Below are 20,396 nucleotides of genomic sequence, written 5' to 3'. Positions count from 1 at the left end.
ACCGGGCCGCGACCGTCGGGAATCAGTGGCCGGCCTCCGCGGGCCGGTAGACGCACAGCGCCCAGATGATGAACACGTCCAGCGCGATCACCACGATCGACCAGCCCGGGTAGTACGGCATCGACAGGAAGGCGTCGATGGCGCTCACCGCGGTCAGGACGATACCGGCGTACCGGGCCCAGCCGGCGCCCTTGAGGAGGAACGCGCCGACCAGCGCGACCAGCGCGCCGACCACGATGTGGATCCAGCCCCAGCCGGTGAGGTCGAAGCGGAAGACGTAGCGGCTGGTGGTCAGGAAGACCTCGTCGTCGTGGACCGCCATGATGCCGCGCAGCACCTCCATGATGCCGTTGATCAGCATCAGGACACCCGCGAACACCACGAAGCCGGGTGCCCACTCGTGGAACCGGTGGTGCGAGGGCGGCGGTGGCGGCTGGCCGGTGCCGGAGCGCCAGGGCGGGGGTTCGTCGGGCGGCGGGGTCGACGACGTGCTGCTCATGGGTTCCTCCAGGGCCGGGCGCCGGGGTCGGGCGGGTGGTCCCGCCTCCGGCCGGCGGACTCGTCCGTCGGATTCGACCGTCCAACCCGGGCCGGGGCCGGGCAACCGGGCCGCGCCTGTTCGGGTGACCCGTCCCCGGCGCCCTCCGCGCGCCCCCGCCCGGTGCGGCCGGCCTGCCGGTACTGGTGGTCCGACCCCTGCCCCGGACCCGGAAGGCGCAGCGCGTGACCCTCCTGCCGAAGGACACCGCGGAGCAGCAGCCCCCGCACCCGCCGCGCACACCCCGGCCGGAGCGCCGCCGCGCCGCCCGCGGCCGTCACGGCCGGGCCCTGGTCGGCTGGCTCACCACCACCGACCACAAGCGGATCGGCACCCTCTACATCACCACCTCCTTCCTGTTCTTCCTGCTCGGAGGGCTGATGGCGATGCTGATGCGGATCGAACTGGCCCGCCCCGGGCTGCAGCTGCTCTCCAACGAGGAGTTCAACCAGCTCTTCACCCTGCACGGCACGATCATGCTGCTGATGTTCGCGACCCCGCTGTTCGCCGGCTTCGCGAACTGGATCATGCCGCTGCAGCTCGGCGCCCCCGACGTCGCCTTCCCCCGGCTGAACGCGATCGCCTACTGGCTGTACCTGTTCGGCTCGCTGATCGTCGTCTACGGCTTCCTCACCCCGGACGGCGCGGCCGACTTCGGCTGGTTCGCCTACGCGCCACTGAACGGCGCGGACCACTCACCGGGCCTCGGCGCCGATCTGTGGATCATGGGCCTGGCCCTCTCCGGCTTCGGCACCATCCTCGGCTCGGTCAACTTCATCACCACGATCGTCTGCTTCCGCGCGCCCGGGATGACGCTGTTCCGGATGCCGATCTTCGTCTGGAACATCCTGCTGACCGCCGTCCTGGTGCTCTTCGCCTTCCCGGTGCTGGCGGCCGCGCTGCTCTGCCTGGAGTCGGACCGGCGCTTCGGCTCGCACGTGTTCGACGCGGCCAACGGCGGGGCGCTGCTGTGGCAGCACCTGTTCTGGTTCTTCGGGCACCCGGAGGTCTACATCATCGCGTTGCCGTTCTTCGGCATCGTCACCGAGATCATCCCGGTGTTCAGCCGCAAGCCGATCTTCGGCTACACCGGGCTGATCGGCGCGACCATCGCCATCACCGGCCTGTCGATCACCGTCTGGGCGCACCACATGTTCGTCACCGGGCAGGTGCTGCTGCCGTTCTTCTCGATCATGACGATGCTGATCGCGGTGCCGACCGGGGTGAAGTTCTTCAACTGGATCGGCACCATGTGGCGGGGCTCGCTCAGCTTCGAGACACCGATGCTGTGGGCCGTCGGATTCCTGGTCACCTTCCTGTTCGGCGGCCTCACCGGGGTGCTGCTGGCCGCGCCGCCGATCGACTTCCACGTCTCCGACTCGTACTTCGTCGTCGCGCACTTCCACTACGTGGTGTTCGGGACAGTGGTCTTCGCGATGTTCGCCGGCTTCCACTTCTGGTGGCCCAAGTTCACCGGCCGGATGCTCGACGAGCGGCTCGGCCGGATCCACTTCTGGACCCTCTTCGCCGGCTTCCACGCGACCTTCCTGGTCCAGCACTGGCTCGGCGCCGAGGGCATGCCCCGCCGGTACGCCGACTACCTGGCCTCCGACGGCTTCACCGCGCTCAACACCGTCTCCAGCGTCGGCTCGTTCCTGCTCGGGATCTCCACCCTGCCGTTCCTGTACAACGTCTGGCACACCGCCCGGTACGGCGAGCGGGTCACCGTCGACGACCCGTGGGGCTACGGACGTTCGCTGGAGTGGGCCACGTCCTGCCCACCGCCCCGGCACAACTTCGTCACCCTGCCCCGGGTCCGCTCCGAGTCGCCCGCCTTCGACCTCCACCACCCCGAGATCGCCGAGATCGACCGCCGGTGGAACGCCCGCACGCCACAAGCCTGATCCCGGGCCCTTTACCTCCTCGTTAGGATGACCGGCATGGCAGAGGACACCGCAGAGGAGACCCACGGCCCGGTGACCGGCGACCCGCGGGCCCGGCGGCGCGGCCAGGGCGAGCTGGAGGCGCAGGTGCTGGCGGTGCTCCAGCGCGCCCCCGGCCCCGTCACCGCGGGCTGGGTGCAGGAACGCCTCGACGGCGACCTCGCCTACACCACCGTGATGACCATCCTCTCCCGGCTGCACGCCAAGGACGCCGTCACCCGCACCCGCTCCGGCCGCTCCTACCTCTGGCAGGCCTCCTCCGACGCGGCCGGCCTCGCCGCGCTGCGGATGCGCCGCGTCCTGGACGGCGAACCCGACCGGGACGCCGTGCTCGCCAGCTTCGTCACCGCGCTGCTCCCGCACGACGAGGAACTGCTGCGCACCCTGCTCGACAGCGCCACCGGCCCGGCCCCCGAGCGCGAAGGCTGACCTCCGCACCGTGGGCGTCTTCGTCTTCCTCCCCCTCGTCCTGCCGCTGACGGCGCTGCCCATCGCCCGCCTCACCGAGCAGCACCTCCACCCGCGGGGCGCCGCCCGGCTGCTCACCGCGATCAGCGTCGTGATGGCCCTGTGCAGCGCGCTCTGCCTGGCGCTGATCGGCGTCGTCGGCACCGCGCAGATCCCCGGCAACCCGCTGCCCGACAGCTGGTCCGACCCCGAGGTCCGGGCCGCCCTGCCGTACCACGAGACCGTCGGCTCGGCGGCGCTGCTGGTGCTCGCCGCCGTGCTGTTCGCGGTCGGCCGCACGCTCGCCCGCCACCTGCGGATCCGCGCCCGCGCGCGGCGCGCCCTCGGCCGGGCCCTGCCCGCCTCCTCCGACGTCGCGCTGCTGCCCGACCCGGCCCCGTACGCCTACGCGCTCCCCGGTTCGCCGCGCTCGCCCGGCCGGGTGGTCGTCTCCACCGGCATGCTGGCCGGCCTCGCCGAGGACGAGCGCGCCGCCCTGCTCGCCCACGAGCGCGCCCACCTGACCCACCGGCACCACCGCCACCTGCTGGCCACCCAGCTGGCCGGCTGCGTCAACCCGTTCCTGCGCCCGCTCGAAGGCGCCGTCGCCTACAGCGCGGAGCGGTGGGCCGACGAGGAGTCCGCCCAGGCCGTCGGCGACCGCCGGGTCACCGCCCGCGCCGTCGCCCGCGCCGCGCTCGCCTCCCACCGCCCGCCCGCCGCCTACGCGGTCTTCCCGGCCTTCGCCGCCCCCGGCCCCGTCCCCCGCCGCGTCGCCGCCCTCCTCGGCCCCGTCCCCACCACCCGCAACTGGCCCCCCGCCCACACCCCCGCCGGCCTCGCCGCCCTCGTCGCCGCCCTGGGCACCGCCGCCTCCGCCCTCTCCGCCCTCAACGCGGCGGTCGCCCTCCTCCTCATCCTCAAGGCCGTCACCCCCCTGTGAGGCTCCTCCTCCGCGAGGAGGGGGCGCACCCGGAGCGGTCCCTGAGATGGGGCCTCCGAGCGGGTAGACACGCAGCTCAGCGGGCATGCGGGTCGTAGGGGGCAGTCGTCGCGCGTGAGAGGGTGCCAGGCATGAAGGTGATCGGATTCCTACTGAATGTGCTCTGGCTGGTCTTCTGCGGATTCTGGATGGCGGTCGGCTATGTGATCGCCGGCATCATCTGCTGCGTTCTGATCATCACCATTCCCTTCGGCATCGCCTCGTTCCGGCTGGCGGGGTTCGTGCTCTGGCCGTTCGGGCGGAAGGCCGTCGAGCGGCCGGACGCCGGGGCGCCGTCGTGCGTCGGGAACGTGATCTGGCTGGTGTTCGCCGGGTGGTGGCTGGCGCTGATGCATCTGATCACCAGCATTCCGCTGTTCATCTCGATCATCGGGATTCCGTTCGGGTGGGCGAACCTCAAGCTGATCCCGGTGTCGCTGATGCCGCTGGGGCGGGAGATCGTGTCGACGGACGAGCCGTGGGGCGGGCGGTAGCGGGCGGTCGGCGGTGAGGCCGAGCGGGGCCTGGTGACCCTCGGCCCGATCGCGCCGCCGGGTTCAGCGGGCGGCGGCGGCCACCGGGCGGGAGCGTAGCGCCCAGGCCGCGGCAGGGGCGGCGCAGAGCGCGGCGAGCAGGAGCGCGCCCGCCGTCACCGCGGCGACCGGGCGCCACGGGAGGACGAGCGGCGCGGGCACCCGGAGCACCGCCAGGGCCGCGTGCAGGGATCCGAGCTGGACGGCGGCGACCGCGCAGCCGAGCACCGCGCCGACCGCCGTCACCAGCACCGATTCGGCGGTGACCAGGCGCACCACCTGGGCCCGGGTGGCGCCGGCCAGCCGGAGCAGGGCGAGTTCGCGGCGGCGGTCGGCGGTGGCCATGAGCAGGGTGTTGGCGAGCGCGATGCCGGTGTAGACGAGGGCCAGACCGAGCACCAGGGCCAACCGCAGCCACACGATCCGGGCGGGTGTGGTGGGGGCGAGCCACTGCTCGCGGGTGAGGACGGTGGCGCCGTACGGCTGGGCGGCGGAGCGGACGTCGTCCGCGCGGGCGGTGGCCGAGAGCCGTACCTCGACGCGGTCGACGCGGGCGCCCGGGGCGTTGCCCGCCGTCACGTACAGGCCGTTGTCGTCGAGCCCGTCGCGCAGCACGGCGGCCACCCGCAGCGTCGTCCGGCTGCCGTCGGCGCGCACCACCGGGACCGGCTCGCCGACCGCCCGGTCCCACTCGGCGGGCAGCACGAGCGAGCGGTCGTCGAGCCCGGCCGTCGAGCCGGCCAGCAGGGGCAGCCGGGCGAGGGCGGCCAGACCCGCCGGATCGGCGGCCATCCGGGCCTCGGAGCGGACCGTCACCCCGTCCGGTTCGACGAGGCCGAGGGGGGTCGGCGCGGTGGGGGAGAGCGCGGTCACGCCCGGGACGGCGCGCAGCGCGGCGAGCAACGGGCCGTCCCCGCCGCCGGGGGCCGGGACGACGACCAGGTCGGCGGCGGTCCGGGCGCGCGCCTCGGCGGCGCGGGCGGCGCCCACCGTGTCCAGCGCGCCCGCCAGCGAACCGGTCAGCGCGACCGAGACCAGTACCGGCGCGGCGACCGCGCCCGTCCGGCGCAGCGCGGCGGCGGCGTTGGCGGGCACCAGCCGGCCCGCGTACCCGGTGAACCGGCCGGGCAGGGCGCGGCCGAGCAGGCGGATGAGCGGCGGGGCGAGCAGCGGGGAGAGCAGACCGGCCGCGGAGATCAGCCACATCGGCTGGATGGTGTACGTCTTGCGGCGCAGCAGGTCGGCGGGGTCGGTGGCGATCGCGGTGCCGGCCAGGACGGCGGCGGTGAGCAGCAGGCCGAGGCCGGTGAGCAGACGGCCGGCGGTCAGCACGCCGGTGTCGAGGTCGGCGGCGCGCAGGGCGTCCAGCGGGCCGACCCGCCCGGCCCGGCGAGCCGCCACGGCGACCCCGGCGAGGGCGACCAGCAGGCCGGTGGCGAAGGCGGTGGGGAGCGGCCAGGCGGCGGGGACGAGGGCGAAGCCGGGCGGGGCCATGCCGAGGTCGGACAGCCGGCGCACCAGCGCGGGGGCGCCGAGCCGGCCGAGCGCGCAGCCGGTGGCGGAGGCGGCGGCGCCGAGCAGCAGCGCCTCGGTGAGCACGGTGCGGCGGACCTGGGCCCGGGTGGCGCCCGCCAGCCGGAGCAGACCGAGCTCGCGGCGGCGCTGGGCGACGGCGTAGGAGTACGTGGAGGCGACGACGAACGCCGAGACGAACGCGCTCACCCCGCCCGCGGTGCCGAGCCCGGCGACCAGCGAGACCAGGTCCTCCCCACCGGGCGCGCCCACGGCGGAGGCCAGGCCGAGCAGCATGACGGCGGTCATCGCGACGCCGAGGGAGAGCGCGAGGAAGGCGCCGAGCAGGGAGGCCTGGCGGGCCTTCAGGGACTTGAGCGCGATCCGCAGCATTCTCATGGCGTCCAGCGAACCGTGGAGGGGACGGCCGGCGCGGTGGCCCAGGAGTCACTTTCAAAGGTAGAGCGGGCACTACCGACAGGCCGCCGGCGGAGCCCTAGGGTGGCCGTACCAGGGAGGGAGGTGGGCGATGGACAACGGCTGGTGGGGGCCGGGGCGACGGCCGGCGTTCCCGTGGCCGGCGGCGCCGGGGCGGCCGGCGGCCTCATGGCGGACGGCGGCCCTGTGGCGGGCGTCGTCGTGGCGGGCGGGCGGGTACCTGCTGGCGACCGGACTGACCGGGCTGCTGCTCTGCGCCGCCCTGCTGCTCTCCGTGACGGCCGCCGGGGTGCTCGCGGTGCTGCTGATCGGGCTGCCGCTGCTGGCCGCGCTCGCCCTGGTCGGGCTGCCGGTCGCGGCCTGGGAGCGCCGGCTCGCCCGGTTCCTGGACGGCGGACGGGTGCCGGACCCGCACCGCGTCCCCGACCGCCCCGGCCTCGCGGCCTGGCTGCGGCTGCGCTTCCGGGAGCGGGCGACCTGGCGCGAGCTGGGCTTCACCGTGCTCGCCGCGTTCGTGCTCTGGCCGCTCGACCTGGCCGTGGCCGGCTGCGCCCTCGCCGTCCCCGGCTATCTGCTGGCCGCCGTCCCGCTGCTCCTGCTGGACGGCGAGCAGGTCAACGTCCTCAAGCTCTGGCAGGTCCACTCGCTGTGGACGGCGGGCCTGTGCGGGCTGGCCGGCCTCGCCCTGCTGCCGCTGGCCGGCTACCCGCTGGCGCTGGCGGCGGCAGCCCGGGCGGGCCTGGTCCGGCTGCTGCTCGGGCCCGGCCGGCAGGAGCGGCGGATCGGCGAACTCGTCCGCTCCCGGGCCCGGTTGGTGGACGCGTTCGAGGCGGAGCGGCGCCGGATCGAACGCGATCTGCACGACGGCGCCCAACAGCGGCTGGTGGCCCTGCGGATGACGCTCGGCCTGGCCCGGCTGGACGCGCCGCCGGACGGCCCGTTGGCCGCCCGGCTCGCCGAGGCGCACCGCGAGGCGGGCGGGGTGCTGGCCGAACTGCGGGAGCTGATCAACGGCATCCACCCCCAGGTGCTCACCGACCGGGGGCTGCCGGAGGCCTGCGCGGACGCCGCCGACCGTTCGCCGGTGCCGGTCGCCACCCGCTTCGTGCTGCCCGACCGGCTCCCGGCGCCGGTCGAGTCGGCCGGGTACTTCGCCGTCACGGAGGCCCTCGCCAACATCGCCAAGCACAGCGACGCGAGCGCGGCGAGCGTCGAAGGCCGCTACGCGGACGGGCGGTTGACCATCGAGGTGGCCGACGACGGCCGCGGCGGGGCCGACCCGGGGCGCGGCACCGGCCTGACCGGGCTGGCCGACCGGGTCGCGGTCGTGGACGGCACCCTGACGGTCAGCAGTCCGCCCGGCGGACCGACCCTGGTGCGGGTGGAGATCCCCTGCGCCCCGGCCGGCGGAGGAGCGGGACGATGAGCCTGAGGATCGTGCTCGCCGAGGACGGCGTGCTGCTCCGCGAGGGACTGGTCGGCCTGCTGGCCCGGTTCGGGCACCGGGTGGTGGCCGCCGTCGGCGACGCCGGGGCGCTGCGCACGGCGGCCGAGGAGCACGAGCCGGACCTCGTCGTCACGGACGTCCGGATGCCGCCCGGCCAGACCGACGAGGGGCTGCGCGCGGCCGTCGCGCTCCGGGAGCGGCGCCCCGGCCTGCCGGTCCTCGTGCTCAGCCAGTACGTGCAGCGCTCGTACGCGGCGGAGCTGCTGGACTCCGGCGACGGCTCCGGGGTGGGCTACCTGCTGAAGGACCGGATCGGCCAGATCGAGGAGTTCACGGCGGCGGTCGCCGAGGTGGCGGGCGGCGGGACGGTGGTCGACCCGGAGGTGGTCCGCCAGCTGCTGCGCCGTCGCCGGGACCCGCTGGAGCGGCTGACCCCGCGTGAGCGCGAGGTGCTGGCGCTGATGGCCGAGGGCCGGTCGAACGCGTCGATCTGCCGGGCGCTGGTGGTGTCCGAGGCGGCGGTGGGCAAGCACATCGGCAACATCCTGATGAAGCTGGACCTGCCCCCGGCGGAGGAGACGCACCGCCGGGTGCTGGCGGTGCTGGAGTTCCTCCGGGCTTAGGGCGGGTCCGATCCGACGTGATTGTCGGACCCGCCTCAGGACAGGGCCTCGCGGAGCTTGGCGAACTCCGCCGCCAGCGCGTCCAGGGTGTAGTGGGCGTTGAGGCCGCTGGGGTTGGGCAGCACCCAGACCTCGGTGTCCCCGATGGTCTGCTCCTGCCGCCCGATCGACGCCGTCCGCCGCCCGAAGGCGGTGCGGTAGGCGCCGATGCCGAGCACCGCCAGCACCCGGGGGCGCAGCCGCAGCACGCGCTCGGTGAGCGCGGCGCCGCCCGCCCGCAGCTCGTCGGCGGTCAGCTCGTCGGCCTTGGCGGTGGTGCGCGGGGCGACGTTGGTGATGCCGAGGCCGAGGCCGAGCAGCCGCCGCTGCTCGTCCGGGCGGAACTGGCGGGGCGTGAAGCCGGAGCGGTGCAGGGCGGGCCAGAACCGGTTGCCCGGGCGGGCGAAGTGGTGGCCGGTGGCCCCGGACCAGAGCCCGGGGTTGATGCCGCAGAACAGGACGCGCAGACCGGGGGCGGTGACGTCCTCGATCGTCGTGTCGCGGGCGGCGAGCAGCTGCTCGGCGGTCGGCCTCGACGGGGTGGTCGGCTTCTCGGTCACCGTTCCAGTGTGCCGGTGGAAGCGGTCGCCCCGGCGCCGGCCCCGGCCTCCGTGGGAACGGCCCCGGCCTCCGCAGGAACGGCCATTGCCTCCGCGGGAATGGCCCCCGCCGTCCGGCTCGCCGCCAGCGACCTGGTCCGCCGCCGCTCCCGCAGCCATCGCACGCCGTACACCGCCGCGGCCGCGTACGCCCAGCCGACGAAGACGTCCAGCAGGTAGTGCTCCGCCCCGTACACCAGGGCGAAGGTCATCGCGAGCGGGTACGCGACCAGCAGCACCCGCACCCACCGCGCGGCCGTCGGCCAGAAGAAGAACAGCAGCATCGCCGGGTACGCGGAGTGCAGCGAGGGCATCGCGGCGACGTCGTTGGCGAACTGGCTGCCGTTCTCGAACACCGACGCGGCCCTCGGCAGCCCGCTCTCGGTGAGCACGTCCGAGACCACCCGGGTCAGCTCCGGCAGGTGGCCCTCCTGGGAGGACAGCCACGGCGGCACCGCCGGGTAGAGGATGTACGTCGCGAAGCCGGCGAAGGTCAGCACCAGGTAGCAGGTGAGCAGGTGCCGGAACCGGTCGTGGCGGCGGCGCCACAGCACCGCGAGGAGCACGAAGACCGCGAAGAAGTGCGACATGTAGACGGTGACCGCCGCGTAGTCCCACCACTGCGGCGAGCCGGGCGTGTAGAGCCCGTGCTGGAGCCGGACGGTCAGCGTCTCGCCGAGGCCGAGCACCTCGTCGAAGCGCTGCTGCGGCCACAGGTACGGGCCCCAGGGGGTGTGCGCGCCGTAGCCGCGCAGCAGCGAGTACGTCCAGACGACGGCCATCACGGGCACCCAGTCGCGCAGCACCAGCAGGAAGCCGCGCGCGCCGTGCCCGCTGTGCACACCGGCGGCCACCAGGGCGCCCATCAGCCAGAGGAAGACCAGGTCATTGGTGTACGGCAGGCCGTACGCGCGCAGGTACCAGAGCAGGGCGGCGAGGTAGAGCGGCCACGCCAGCAGCCGGAGCCGGGCCAGGGCGCCGGAGCGCGCGCCGGTCCGGGGGCCGGTCGCCGGACGCAGCCGCCCGGCGCTCGGGGGAGGGGTGGGCGGCGCCGGGCGGAGCATTCTGGTCATGCCGGTCGAAGCTAGCAAGGCAATCTTGGAGAACTCTCGGTGCGAACGGTGGTCCGTTCAGGAAGGGCTCAGAATTGCCCCGGCCGGCGCAGTGGACGCGGCCCCGGGGTGACCTGGGACACTCAGGACACGCTCAGCGCGCGCTCAGGAGACGACGCCCAGTTCGTGCGGGGTGTTGTTGAACCGCCGTCCGCCCTGCTCGGTGACGGTCACGATGTCCTCGATCCGCACCCCGAAGCGGCCCGGCAGGTAGACGCCCGGCTCGATCGAGAAGCACATGCCCGGCACCAGTGGCCGTTCCTCGCCCTCGACCAGGTACGGCGGCTCGTGCGTGGTGATGCCGATGCCGTGGCCGGTGCGGTGGATGAAGTACTCGCCGTAGCCGGCCTCGGTGATGACCCGGCGGGCGATCCGGTCGATCTCCTGGCAGCTCACCCCGGGCCGGACGGCCTCGAACGCGGTCTGCTGCGCCTGCCGGACGACCTCGTGGACCTCGCGCACCTCGTCCGGGACGTCGGCGCCGACGTGCACGGTGCGGGTGGTGTCGGAGCCGTAGCCGTCCTTGAGGCCGCCGAAGTCCAGGACGACGGTGTCGCCGGGCCCGATGACCCGGTCGCCGGCCTCGTGGTGCGGGTTGGCGCCGTTGGGGCCGGAGCCGACCACGGTGAAGTCGACCTGGCTGTGCCCGTACTTGATGAGCAGCGCGGCGAGGTCGGCGGCGACGTCGGTCTCCCGGCGGCCGGCGAAGGCGACCTCCAGGATGCCCCGGTAGGCGGCGTCGGCGGCGCCGCCGGCCGCGGCGAGGCGCTCCAGTTCGTCCGCGTCCTTGACCGCGCGCAGCATCGGCAGGGTCTCGGTGAGCGAGGTCCAGCCGGTGCCGGGCAGGGCGGCCTGGAGGCCGAGCAGGTGCATCGCCCAGGCGTTGTCGGAGATCCCGTAGCGGCCGGACCGCTCGATCAGCGGGACGGCGGCGGCGTACGGGTCCTCGCCGTCGGTCCAGTCGACCAGCCGGACGGCGGGCGCGCCGACGGCCTTCTCGGCGTCGGGCCGCTCCAGGGCGGGGACGATCAGCGCGGGCTCGTGCCCGGCGGTGAGGACGAGCGCGGTGAGCCGTTCGGTGATCGCGGTCGGCTGGTAGCCGGTCAGGTAGACGAGGTCGGGCCCGGGGGCGACGACCAGGCCGGACAGCCCGGCGCCCGTGGCGGCGGCGGTGGCGCGCTCCAGACGGGCGCGGTAGTCCTTGGTGGTGAACTCTCGGGGCATGCGGGCCTCCTGGTGGGGAGTTCGGCGACGGCGACGGAGCCGGCGGCGGCCGGGTGGTGCGTGCGCGTCAACTTCATCACGACCCGTGCGCGTCGGCGTAGTGCCGCAGGAACAGCGCCTCGACGTGCGCCATGTGCTCGATCTCGCCGGGGTCGACGCTCTCGTTGGGCGCGTGGATGAGGCAGCGCGGCTCCTCGACGCCCATCAGGATGATCTCCGCCTCCGGGAAGGTCGTGGCGAACACGGTGCAGAGCGGGATCGAGCCGCCCTGGCCGAGGAAGGACATCGGCCGGCCGTAGACCTCCCGCATGGCCTTGTCGAGCGCCGCGTACGCGGGTCCGCCGGTGGCGGCGCGGAACGGCGAGCCGACGCTCTCCGGCGCCACCGTGATGCGCACGCCCCACGGCGCGGCGGCCTCCAGGTGGGCGGTGAGCGCGGCCTGCGCGGCGCGCGCGTCGGTGCCGGGCGGCACGCGCAGGCTGACCCGGGCCCGGGCGGTGGCCGGGATGGCGGCGGCGGAGCCGACCACCGGCGGGCAGTCGATGCCGAGCACGGTGACGGCGGGGCGGGCCCAGAGCCGGTCGGCGACGGTGCCGGAGCCGGTCAGCCGGACGCCGTCCAGCACGCCCGCGTCGGCGCGGAAGAGCTGCTCGTCGTAGCCGACGCCGGGCCAGGTGCCGTCGTTGTCCAGGCCGTCGATCCGGGTGCCGCCGTTGGCGTCGCGCAGCGAGTCGAGGACCCGGATCAGCGCGGCCAGCGCGTCGGGGGCCGGGCCGCCGAACATGCCGGAGTGCATGTCGCCCTTGAGCGCGGAGACGGTGACCACGACGTTGGTGAGGCCGCGCAGCGAGGTGGTGGCGGTGGGGAGGCCGACCGCCGCGTTGCCGGTGTCGCAGATCAGCAGCGCGTCGGCGTGCAGCTCGCCGGCGTGCGGCGGCACGTAGGCCTCCAGGCCGCCGGTGCCCTGTTCCTCCGAGCCCTCGACGACCAGCTTGAGGCCGACCGGCAGGTCGTCGCCGAGCGCCCGCAGCGCGGTGAGGTGCATGACGATGTTGCCCTTGCAGTCGGCGGCGCCGCGCCCGTACCAGCGGCCGTCGCGCTCGGTGAGCCGGAAGGGCGGGGAGGTCCAGGCGGCGTCGTCGAGCGGGGGCTGGACGTCGTAGTGGGCGTAGAGCAGGACGGTCGGCGCGCCGGGCGGGGGCGGGCGGTGGCCGACCACGGCGTGGCTGCCGTCCGGGGTCTCCTCCAGGTGGACGTCGCGCAGTCCGGCGTCGGCGAAGGCGTCGGCGACCCACTGGGCGGCCTGGCGGCAGTTCTCCGGCGGGTACTGGCGCGGGTCGGCGACGGAGGGGATGGCGACCAGCTCGGCGAGGTCGGTCCTGGCGCGCGGCATCAGGGCGGCGATCCGGCGGGCGAGTTCGTCGGTCATGGGGGCTCCTTGCTTCCGGGGCCGGGGCCGGGGCGTCAGTTGCGGACGGTGTCGTCGAGCTTGAGGTCGTCGATCTTCTCCTTGATGGCGGCGAGCTTGTCCGGGCAGTACACCGAGAGCACGATCGACTCGGCGAAGACCACCTCGCGGTCGGAGAGCACCGGGCGCTGGCCGGGTCCGCTCGCGCCGTTGGACATGCCGTACTTCCACTGCGCCTGCTTCAGCGCGTCGGCCGGGTCCTCGCAGACGGCGCCGCCGTCCTCGCCCAGGGTGTGCACGATCTGGCTCTGCGACGGCACCGGGTAGCCGGCGGCGGTCAGCGCCTCGGAGAGCTGCTCGGCCTTACGGTTGGCCTCGTTGGTCTCGTGCAGCTCGGAGTAGGTGAGCAGGGCGGTGACCAGCATGCCGACCAGCAGCACGATCGCGCCGAGGTAGATCCAGCGGTGGCGGGAGGCCATCGGGTTGCGGGTCATGCCGCACCGCCCTGCTCCGGGCCGTCCGCTTCGCCGCGTTCCGCGGCCTCCTGGGCGGCGAGCTCGGCCTGGGCGTCGGGCGAGCGCCACCCGGGCTTGCGCAGTCTCAGGAACAGGTACGGGATCAGCAGTCCCAGCAGCACCAGGCCGCCGCCGACGATCACCACGTACGACCAGACCGAGCCGCTGCCGAACTGCGAGGAGGGCACGAACCCGATCGCCATCGCCGCCGCCGAGGCCACCAGACCGGTGACGGCGATCGGCACCAGCGCCGGTGCCCGGTAGCCGCGCGGGTGCTCGGGCCGGGTGCGGCGCAGCCGGATCGCGGCGGCGAACATCAGCAGGTAGACGATCAGGTACACCTGGGTGGTGATCACCGAGAAGATCCAGTAGGCGCTGGAGACGTTCGGGATCAGCGCGTACGCGAGGGCGATGACCGTGGTGACCACACCCTGGGTGACCAGCAGGTTCTGCTGGATGCCCTCCTTGTTGAGCCGCTGCAGGAACGGCGGGAGGTAGCCCTCCTGGCGGGAGATCATCAGCAGGCCCTTGGACGGCCCGGCGAGCCAGGTGAGCATGCCGCCGAGCGAGGCGGCGACCAGCGCCACCGCGATCACCGGGGTGAGCCAGCCGATGTGGAAGTACTGGAAGAAGGCGTCGAAGGCCTGCATCACGCCGGCCGTCAGGCTCAGCTCGCTGGACGGCACCACCCAGCTGATCGCGAGCGCGGGCAGGATGAAGATCGCCAGCACCATGCCGGAGGCGGTGAACATCGTGCGCGGGAACTCCTTGGCCGGGTCGCGCAGCGAGGAGACGTGCACCGCGTTCATCTCCATGCCGGAGTAGCTGAGGAAGTTGTTGACGATCAGCACCAGGCTGGCCAGGCCGGTCCACTCCGGGAACAGGTGCGCCGCGTCGATCGGGGCGGCGGAGGCGTTGCCCTGGCCGAGGAAGACGAAGCCGAGCACGACGAGCAGCGTGCCGGGGATCAGCGTGCCGATCACCAGGCCCATCGAGGAGAGGCCGGCCACCGCCTTGGTGCCCCGGGAGGAGACCCAGACGCCGGTCCAGTAGAGCACCATGATCACGATCGCGGTGTACAGGCCGTTGCTCGCGAGGGAGGGGTCGACCACGTAGGCGATGGTGGACGCCACGTAGGCCAGCAGCGACGGGTAGTAGAAGATCGTCATCGCGAACTGGCACCAGACGGCCAGGAAGCCCAGCGGCTTCGACAGGCCCTCCGACACCCAGCGGTAGACGCCGCCCTCCCAGCCGGACGCCAGCTCGGCGGAGACCAGCGCGGTCGGCAGCAGGAAGACGACGGCCGGGAGGAGATAGAGGAAGACGCAGGCGAGGCCGTAGACGGCCATCGTCGGTGCGGAGCGGAGGCTGGCCACCGAGGCGGTGGTCATGAGGGCGAGCGTCAGCCAGGACATCCGGGGGGCGTCGGCGAGCCTGGTGGCCGCCGGGCCGGTGCGCTCGTGGCCCGCTCCGGCCCCGGTCCCGTCCGCTCCGTCCGACGTGCCGGGCCCGCCCCGGCCGGACGACGGTATGTCCATCGAACTCATGAGTCCTCCTGGGGTGGCCCGCCGGCGCTGGTCCGGGGTCGGCCGCGGCGCGGGCCGTACCCGGTCAGTTCACCCGGTTGGCGATGGGGCCGCATGCGGCGTGCACCCGCACGGGTGAGCGGACGTCAGGAGGACGGGGCGGGCGCCGGCGCCCGCTCGGGCCAGCCGGCGCGGCGCAGCGTCCGGCCGGCCGTCGCCGGGACCAGACCCGCCGCGAGCAGCGCGGCCACCACGCCGAGCACCGCCGCGGGGGAGAGGTGGTCGAGCAGCAGTCCGCTGCCGACCATCCCGGCCGGCATCCCGGCGGTGAACACCGTCATCGTCGCGGCGATCACCCGCCCGCGCAGCGCGTCCGAGACCCGGCTGAACACCAGCAGGTCGATCATCACCCGCAGCGTCGGTATCCCCAGGCCCAGGACGAACAGCGCCGCGAAGACGGCGACCGCCCCGTAGGGCAGCAGCGGCGCGAACAGCACCGGGACGGTCAGCCAGGACACCGCGAGCAGCAGCACGCCGGGCCCGGTCAGCCGGTGCAGCCGGCTCACCAGCAGCGAGCCGGTCAGCGCGCCCACGGCCTCGCCGGCCAGCGCCAGACCGATGCCGGCGCTGGACGTGCCCTGGCCGCGCAGGAGGACCATCACCGGCAGCAGCATCGCGGCGCCCGCGACGTTGATCAGCAGGACGACGGCGACCGTCGGGCGGAGCAGCGCGTTGCGGGCCAGGTAGCGGTACCCGGCCAGGGCGCCGCCGTCCGCGCCGCCGGTCCGATCGGGCCCCGGCTCCGGCCGGCTGGGGAACCGGACCAGCACCGCGGCGGTGACCGCGAGCAGCGAGGTGACGGCCGTGCCGATGAACGGCGCCGCCCGGCCGAGCCCGAACAGCGCGCCCGCCAGCGGCGGCCCGACCAGGCCGGCCCCGCTCACCCGCGCCTCGTCCTGCGCCAGCGCCTGCCGCAACTGCTCCGGCGGGACCACCGAGCGCACCGCGATCAGCCGGGTCGGACCGGTGTAGGCGATGGTCGCGCCGATCACCACGGCCACCAGCAGGGTGTGGACGACGGTCAGCCGGTCCAGCGCCATGGCGAGCGGGACGCTGGCGCTGGCGATCAGCCGGACGGAGTCGCCGACGATCAGCACCCGCCGGCGGCCGTAGCGGTCGGCGGCCGCGCCGCCGTGGACGCCGAAGAGCAGGGAGGCGCCGATCTGCAGCGCCCCGAACGCGCCGGCGAGGGAGGACGAGCCGGTGAGCGCGAGCAGCAGCAGCGGATAGGCGGTGTCGGCGATCTGCAGGCCGAGGGTGGAGCCGGCCTGACCGGCCCAGAGCCCCTGGAAGCGCCAGTTGCGCCGCAGCGGGACGGGCGGCTCCGTCGTCCCGCTCCTGATCGCTGTGTCCGTCCTCATGTCAGGGGTCCCCTCCGCTGTTGGCTCTCACTGCAGCGTCAACATTCATGATTTGGTGAATGGTGGCGCAATCGTCATCGCTCGCGCAAGGGTGAATGCTCGATTGCCTGGCTCGGCGGCCATCTGCGAGGGTGGTCCCGTGGTCGAGAACACCGAGAGCGCCCCCGCCCCGGGCCCTGCCCCCGCCGTCCTGAAAGAACGCCGGGTGGCGGACGCCGCCACCCTCAAGGCCCTCGCCGACCCGCTCCGCCTGGCGATCCTCGACGTCCTGATGGCCGCCGCCGGCGCCGGACCGCTCACCGCCAAGGAGATCGCCGCCGCCCTCGACGAGCCGCAGACCAAGCTCTACCGCCACATCAAGCAGCTGGAGAAGGCCGGCCTGGTCCGCGTCGCCGAAACCCGGCTGGTCTCCGGCATCGTCGAGAGCCGCTACGCCCCGGCCCAGGAGTCGCTCCGGCTCGCCCCCGAGATCTTCGCGCCCGGCTCGCCCACCCGGGGCGACGCCTATGACGCCATGCTCGCCGCGATGGACCGCGTGCGCGGGGAGTTCCGCGCCCACGCGATGGCCGACCGCATCGACTTCGCCACGTCGCGGGACGACGTGACGACCGGCCTGCCCGGCATGTTCTCGCACTCCACGTTCCGGCTCACGCCCGAACGCATGCTCCGGCTCCGCCGCCAACTCGACGACATCTTCAACGAGTTGAAAGCCGAGAGCGAAAGCGACGCCGAGGGCGCGGTCGAGGCGACCCTGTTCACCCTGCTGTACGGCGTCCGACCGGGGCCGGCGGCCGACTCTCGGACTGATAGCCGACCGGGCACGGAATCGTAAACGCCGGGCGGACTGTCGGTCTCATGGTTCACGATGACTGAATGTCATACGAACTTCAGGCGCTGATCGGCCCGGCGGAGCTGGTCGCGGTGGCGGCCGCCGAGGTTTCGGCGGCCCGCCCGCGACAGCTCGCCCAAGGCCTGGCACTGATCCCGGCCACCCCCGAGTTCCTGGCGGCCCTCCGGTTCGGCGACGAGGCGCCGGCCACCCCGGGCGCCGCCGGCTTCGGCTGGTTCTCCGACGGCCTCGAACGACGGCTTGCCGCCTGGTCCAAGGCCGGACCGATCGCCTGCGTGGAGGCCGACTACTTCGGCGGCACCGGCACCCAGCGCGCCGCCCTCTGGGCCGACGGCCGGCTCGCCCTCGGCCCGCTCACCAGCGCCGAACTCGAACCCTTCCCGCCCGAGGGCAGCCCGATCTCCCGCGTCCTGCGCCGCCTCGGCGTCCACCTGGCCGCCCCCGACACCGACCCCGCCGCCGCCGTCGCCCACGACGAGTTCGACGCCGCCGGCCTCGGCACCCACCGCACCACCACCGCCTGGGCGTCCACCCCCTGACCGTCCACCGCCTGACCGTCCACCGCCTGACCGTCCACCGCCTGGCACCCCCGGGAACAACGACGGCCCCGGCCGGAAGCCCTCTCCAGGGCTCCCGGCCGGGGCCGTCCTCCGCCTCAGCGGTAGTTCACGTACTGCACGAGCGCCGCGCTGACCTGCGAGTTTGCGGTGATCATGGCGCTGACCTGGGGAAACTCTTGTCGAGAGTTTTCACTGGTCAGCGCCATTTTTCGCCCGCATGTGCCCTGGATGTGCCCTGAAGCCCTCGCAGCGCAGGAGACGTTCGTGGCTGGCGTCGTGAGACTATTTTCCTCGACGCTGGGGCTCGTCGATCTCTATGACTCCCGCGCGGCCTCGATACGTGATGAGGAAATCGGGCTCATAGATATGGCCACAGCCATGTATGCCGGCGCCGGGCGAGTAGGTCAGAACTCCACGCGGGGTCGTTCAATGATATCCCTGTCAATCAGGGTACGAATGTCGACTTCTGGTAGTCCGCAACGGTTGATGAAGTCATCGAAGGAGACGCCAGTTGTTTCCGTGAGCTCTAGTGCGCGACGCAATAGCACCGGAGCTTCTGGATTTCCCAGGGAGCCTGGCTCTGCTTTTCTCCATCCTCGGACGGACAATGCCTTCCATGCTTGCGCGTAGGTGTTCTCGTTCATGACGTCGAGTGTTTTCGCTCTGACCAGGAGTGCGGCCAGCGAGACGTGCCACTTTGCCTTCAGGCGGAGGAGTGCGGGCCAGTCGAGCCGCTCTGGGAGCTCGGGCTTAATGTCGTTGGCTGGCATGAGAAATGCGGCGGCGAACTCGTGAGCTTGACTCTCGGTGGCCTTGTCGCCGATTTTTCCGGTGATGCCATGCAAGACCAGGTGTCCTAGTTCATGAGCTGCATCAAAACGGGAGCGGTCACGCAGGCCCTTGTCGGCCCCAAGGGCAATCACGGGCCTGTCGGAGAAGTCGACGCAGAATGCATCAACCTTTTCGAGGTTAACGCGGAAGCGAACAACAATAATTCCGTTCATTTCCAGAAGTCGGACAACGTCTTGCACTGGACCGCGCGGGACGTTCCAGTGCTCACGGACCCGGGCTGCCGCTTGTTCGATATCAGCCGACCGGAGAGGTTGTCCTTCTTCGATTGGCATGCGCGGCAAATCGAGGTCGGGCAGTGCGACGTATTTTTCAAGCTCAAGCGTCAGTTCCCGCGCGAGATGTACGTAGGCGAGCGCTTGTTGGCGGTCTCGGGGGGAGGTGGATCGAAGACTGCGGAAGAAGCCGTTGACCTGACCTTGAGCTGGGGGGCGGGCTGGAGCGGCGAAGAACGACGCTGGCACCCGCAGCGCGACCGCGAGCCGGCGAAGCGTTGACGCGGCGGGCTTGGTGTGTCCGTTCTCGAACTGGCTGATCGAGGCCGCAGTGACGGAGCCGACTTCCCGCGCCAGCTGTACCTGGGTGAGCCCCCGGAGTTCGCGCGCCATCCGCAGCCTGGCGCGATCGAACAGGGCCGCGATGTCGCCGGGGTCCAGCTGTGGGTCGTTCATCTCGCTCGTCTCCACACCAGTCGATGTCCACCGATCAGCGGACGACTCTCGATCTTGGTTGCTCCGCTGGCATCTTAGGCACACCTTGGTTACTGGCTGGTCAAATCACCCGTGATCCGCAGGGCGCGCCCGGGTGAAGTGTGTCGGGTTGCACGCCAGTGATGTCGTGTACTCTACTCGATACCCGGAAGATGATGTTCAAATCTGAGGCTACCTGCCGCGCGGCAGGAGATGGAGTTGAGGAGATGAGGGTCCAGGAGTGCGTGCTGTCGGACGAGGTGATTGCCGCCGACTCGACGGAGACCGCGTTGTGGGACGCCATCGTGGTGCCGGAGGAGATCAAGGAGCGGTTGCGCAACCAGACTGTGTTGTCGCTGCTCGTGCGGCCTGACCTGCCGTTTGCGGCGACGGCACTGCACGGCTTGTGCACGCTCTATGGCCCTCCCGGCACCGGCAAAACCACGCTGGCACGGGGTCTGCCGGCGCAGGTCGCCCGTTACGTCGCTGGAGGCGTGGTCCGGCGGATCGAGATCAACCCACACGGACTGATGAGCGCCGAGCACGGGCAGTCACAGCAGCGGGTCAGCGAACTGCTCGGCGAGTACGTGCCGGGGCTCGCGTCGGATGGCGTGCCGACCGTAGTGATCCTCGATGAGGTCGAGTCGATGGCGGTTGCCCGCTCGGCGGCGTCGCTGGCCGCCAACCCGGCCGATGTCCACCGAGCCACCGACGCGGTGCTCACTGCCTTGGATCTCAACGCCGCTAAGCACCCGCACCTGTTCTTCGTCGCGACCAGCAACTTCACGACTGCCCTGGACGAGGCGTTCCTTTCCCGCTCCGACGCCGCCATCCTCGTCCCGCGTCCCGAGCCGGAGGCGCTGCGGGCAATCCTGGCCTCCACGCTGCTGACGCTGGCCGGCAAGTACCCGGCCTTGGGTGAGCTGGCACGGTCCTCGGCGATGGATCGTATTGCCGAGGCAGCCTATGGGCTGGACGGCCGCCGTACGCGCAAGGTGGTCTTCGAAGCCCTGGCACAGCGGCTGGACACGGTGCTCGACCCCGGCCGCCTCACCGAAGGCGACCTGGCCGCCGCGGTGCACAACGCCGTCGCGGAGACGGGTCAGCCGGAGGTGTCCTATGCGGCGTACTAGGCAGGTGG

At 72.9% G+C, this 20,396-nt stretch carries 19 protein-coding genes; 9 read left to right on the top strand and 10 right to left on the bottom strand.

The features are described from left to right. Positions 1 to 22 precede the first annotated feature (22 nt). Complete coding sequence (locus ABD308_RS24265) at positions 23 to 499, bottom strand: DUF7144 family membrane protein (RefSeq protein ID WP_344338556.1); 477 nt, start codon at positions 497 to 499, stop codon at positions 23 to 25. Positions 500 to 723: 224 nt separating this feature from the next. Between ABD308_RS24265 and ctaD the strand changes: the two genes are divergently transcribed. The 4 genes from ctaD to ABD308_RS24245 all read left to right on the top strand — a co-directional run bounded on the left by ctaD (position 724) and on the right by ABD308_RS24245 (position 4,404). Further along, positions 724 to 2,442, top strand: coding sequence for an aa3-type cytochrome oxidase subunit I (gene ctaD / locus ABD308_RS24260; RefSeq protein ID WP_344338554.1), 1,719 nt, complete (start codon positions 724 to 726; stop codon positions 2,440 to 2,442). A gap of 36 nt (positions 2,443 to 2,478) precedes the next feature. After that, on the top strand, positions 2,479 to 2,910 hold the full coding sequence (locus ABD308_RS24255; protein WP_344338552.1) for a BlaI/MecI/CopY family transcriptional regulator: 432 nt from the start codon (positions 2,479 to 2,481) through the stop codon (positions 2,908 to 2,910). Between the two features lie 10 nt (positions 2,911 to 2,920). Next, positions 2,921 to 3,871 carry a M48 family metalloprotease gene (locus ABD308_RS24250; protein ID WP_344338550.1) on the top strand — a complete coding sequence of 317 codons (951 nt, stop codon included), beginning with the start codon at positions 2,921 to 2,923 and terminating at the stop codon, positions 3,869 to 3,871. A 131-nt stretch (positions 3,872 to 4,002) separates the two neighbouring features. Continuing rightward, on the top strand, positions 4,003 to 4,404 hold the full coding sequence (locus tag ABD308_RS24245) for a YccF domain-containing protein (RefSeq protein ID WP_344338549.1): 402 nt from the start codon (positions 4,003 to 4,005) through the stop codon (positions 4,402 to 4,404). Between the two features lie 63 nt (positions 4,405 to 4,467). Here the strand turns inward: ABD308_RS24245 and ABD308_RS24240 are convergent, their stop codons facing one another. Next, entirely contained in the window at positions 4,468 to 6,354 is a 1,887-nt protein-coding gene (locus tag ABD308_RS24240) for an FtsX-like permease family protein (RefSeq protein ID WP_344338547.1), read from the bottom strand. A gap of 130 nt (positions 6,355 to 6,484) precedes the next feature. Here ABD308_RS24240 and ABD308_RS24235 point away from each other — a divergent pair, with 130 nt between their 5' ends. Continuing rightward, complete coding sequence (locus tag ABD308_RS24235; RefSeq protein ID WP_344338546.1) at positions 6,485 to 7,819, top strand: sensor histidine kinase; 1,335 nt, start codon at positions 6,485 to 6,487, stop codon at positions 7,817 to 7,819. After that, positions 7,816 to 8,463, top strand: coding sequence for a response regulator (locus ABD308_RS24230; protein WP_344338544.1), 648 nt, complete (start codon positions 7,816 to 7,818; stop codon positions 8,461 to 8,463). The genes ABD308_RS24235 and ABD308_RS24230 overlap by 4 nt, the downstream gene beginning before the upstream one ends. 35 nt (positions 8,464 to 8,498) lie before the next feature. Here the strand turns inward: ABD308_RS24230 and mug are convergent, their stop codons facing one another. From mug to ABD308_RS24195, 7 genes are all read right to left on the bottom strand, one after another. Further along, complete coding sequence (mug, locus tag ABD308_RS24225) at positions 8,499 to 9,062, bottom strand: G/U mismatch-specific DNA glycosylase (RefSeq protein WP_344338542.1); 564 nt, start codon at positions 9,060 to 9,062, stop codon at positions 8,499 to 8,501. Further along, the gene (locus tag ABD308_RS24220; RefSeq protein ID WP_344338540.1) at positions 9,059 to 10,174 is read right to left on the bottom strand and encodes a phosphatase PAP2 family protein; all 1,116 of its coding nucleotides are present in this window, start codon (positions 10,172 to 10,174) and stop codon (positions 9,059 to 9,061) included. Before ABD308_RS24220 ends, mug begins: the two co-directional genes overlap by 4 nt. 144 nt (positions 10,175 to 10,318) lie before the next feature. Further along, complete coding sequence (locus ABD308_RS24215) at positions 10,319 to 11,437, bottom strand: aminopeptidase P family protein (protein ID WP_344338538.1); 1,119 nt, start codon at positions 11,435 to 11,437, stop codon at positions 10,319 to 10,321. 76 nt (positions 11,438 to 11,513) lie between these two features. After that, on the bottom strand, positions 11,514 to 12,866 hold the full coding sequence (locus ABD308_RS24210) for a dipeptidase (RefSeq protein WP_344338536.1): 1,353 nt from the start codon (positions 12,864 to 12,866) through the stop codon (positions 11,514 to 11,516). 35 nt (positions 12,867 to 12,901) lie between these two features. Next, a complete protein-coding gene (locus ABD308_RS24205) occupies positions 12,902 to 13,339 on the bottom strand; it encodes a hypothetical protein (RefSeq protein ID WP_344338534.1) in 438 nt (145 codons plus the stop codon). Continuing rightward, positions 13,336 to 14,775, bottom strand: a complete 1,440-nt coding sequence (gene gadC / locus ABD308_RS24200; RefSeq protein WP_344338576.1) for a glutamate/gamma-aminobutyrate antiporter GadC — start codon at positions 14,773 to 14,775, stop codon at positions 13,336 to 13,338. The genes ABD308_RS24205 and gadC overlap by 4 nt, the downstream gene beginning before the upstream one ends. A gap of 257 nt (positions 14,776 to 15,032) precedes the next feature. Beyond that, on the bottom strand, positions 15,033 to 16,307 hold the full coding sequence (locus ABD308_RS24195) for an MFS transporter (protein WP_344338532.1): 1,275 nt from the start codon (positions 16,305 to 16,307) through the stop codon (positions 15,033 to 15,035). A gap of 139 nt (positions 16,308 to 16,446) precedes the next feature. On the opposite strand from ABD308_RS24195, the gene ABD308_RS24190 reads away from it, so the two are divergent. Continuing rightward, positions 16,447 to 17,139, top strand: a complete 693-nt coding sequence (locus ABD308_RS24190; protein ID WP_344338531.1) for an ArsR/SmtB family transcription factor — start codon at positions 16,447 to 16,449, stop codon at positions 17,137 to 17,139. Between the two features lie 41 nt (positions 17,140 to 17,180). Continuing rightward, positions 17,181 to 17,696, top strand: coding sequence for a hypothetical protein (locus ABD308_RS24185; RefSeq protein ID WP_344338529.1), 516 nt, complete (start codon positions 17,181 to 17,183; stop codon positions 17,694 to 17,696). Positions 17,697 to 18,121: 425 nt separating this feature from the next. On the opposite strand, the gene ABD308_RS24180 is transcribed toward ABD308_RS24185, so the two are convergent. Continuing rightward, positions 18,122 to 19,237, bottom strand: coding sequence for a helix-turn-helix domain-containing protein (locus ABD308_RS24180; RefSeq protein ID WP_344338527.1), 1,116 nt, complete (start codon positions 19,235 to 19,237; stop codon positions 18,122 to 18,124). Between the two features lie 245 nt (positions 19,238 to 19,482). On the opposite strand from ABD308_RS24180, the gene ABD308_RS24175 reads away from it, so the two are divergent. After that, positions 19,483 to 20,388: an AAA family ATPase gene (locus ABD308_RS24175; RefSeq protein ID WP_344338525.1), complete on the top strand. Its 906-nt coding sequence runs from the start codon at positions 19,483 to 19,485 to the stop codon at positions 20,386 to 20,388. The last annotated feature ends 8 nt before the right edge of the window (positions 20,389 to 20,396 follow it).

The sequence above is a fragment of the Kitasatospora putterlickiae genome, from assembly GCF_039527695.1.
GTDB lineage: Bacteria > Actinomycetota > Actinomycetes > Streptomycetales > Streptomycetaceae > Kitasatospora > Kitasatospora putterlickiae.
Note: the sequence above shows the minus strand (reverse complement) of the source record. Positions and strands in the feature narration are given on the sequence as shown.

Bases quoted from the DNA above. Each gene is read 5' to 3' on its own strand.
- ABD308_RS24265 (WP_344338556.1), bottom strand. From the start codon at position 499: ATGAGCAGCACGTCGTCGACCCCGCCGCCCGACGAACCCCCGCCCTGG.
- ABD308_RS24255 (WP_344338552.1), top strand. From the start codon at position 2,479: ATGGCAGAGGACACCGCAGAGGAGACCCACGGCCCGGTGACCGGCGAC.
- ABD308_RS24245 (WP_344338549.1), top strand. From the start codon at position 4,003: ATGAAGGTGATCGGATTCCTACTGAATGTGCTCTGGCTGGTCTTCTGC.
- ABD308_RS24240 (WP_344338547.1), bottom strand. From the start codon at position 6,354: ATGAGAATGCTGCGGATCGCGCTCAAGTCCCTGAAGGCCCGCCAGGCC.
- ABD308_RS24235 (WP_344338546.1), top strand. From the start codon at position 6,485: ATGGACAACGGCTGGTGGGGGCCGGGGCGACGGCCGGCGTTCCCGTGG.
- ABD308_RS24230 (WP_344338544.1), top strand. From the start codon at position 7,816: ATGAGCCTGAGGATCGTGCTCGCCGAGGACGGCGTGCTGCTCCGCGAG.
- ABD308_RS24220 (WP_344338540.1), bottom strand. From the start codon at position 10,174: ATGACCAGAATGCTCCGCCCGGCGCCGCCCACCCCTCCCCCGAGCGCC.
- ABD308_RS24215 (WP_344338538.1), bottom strand. From the start codon at position 11,437: ATGCCCCGAGAGTTCACCACCAAGGACTACCGCGCCCGTCTGGAGCGC.
- ABD308_RS24210 (WP_344338536.1), bottom strand. From the start codon at position 12,866: ATGACCGACGAACTCGCCCGCCGGATCGCCGCCCTGATGCCGCGCGCC.
- ABD308_RS24205 (WP_344338534.1), bottom strand. From the start codon at position 13,339: ATGACCCGCAACCCGATGGCCTCCCGCCACCGCTGGATCTACCTCGGC.
- gadC (WP_344338576.1), bottom strand. From the start codon at position 14,775: ATGTCCTGGCTGACGCTCGCCCTCATGACCACCGCCTCGGTGGCCAGC.
- ABD308_RS24195 (WP_344338532.1), bottom strand. From the start codon at position 16,307: ATGAGGACGGACACAGCGATCAGGAGCGGGACGACGGAGCCGCCCGTC.
- ABD308_RS24185 (WP_344338529.1), top strand. From the start codon at position 17,181: ATGTCATACGAACTTCAGGCGCTGATCGGCCCGGCGGAGCTGGTCGCG.
- ABD308_RS24180 (WP_344338527.1), bottom strand. From the start codon at position 19,237: ATGAACGACCCACAGCTGGACCCCGGCGACATCGCGGCCCTGTTCGAT.
- ABD308_RS24175 (WP_344338525.1), top strand. From the start codon at position 19,483: ATGAGGGTCCAGGAGTGCGTGCTGTCGGACGAGGTGATTGCCGCCGAC.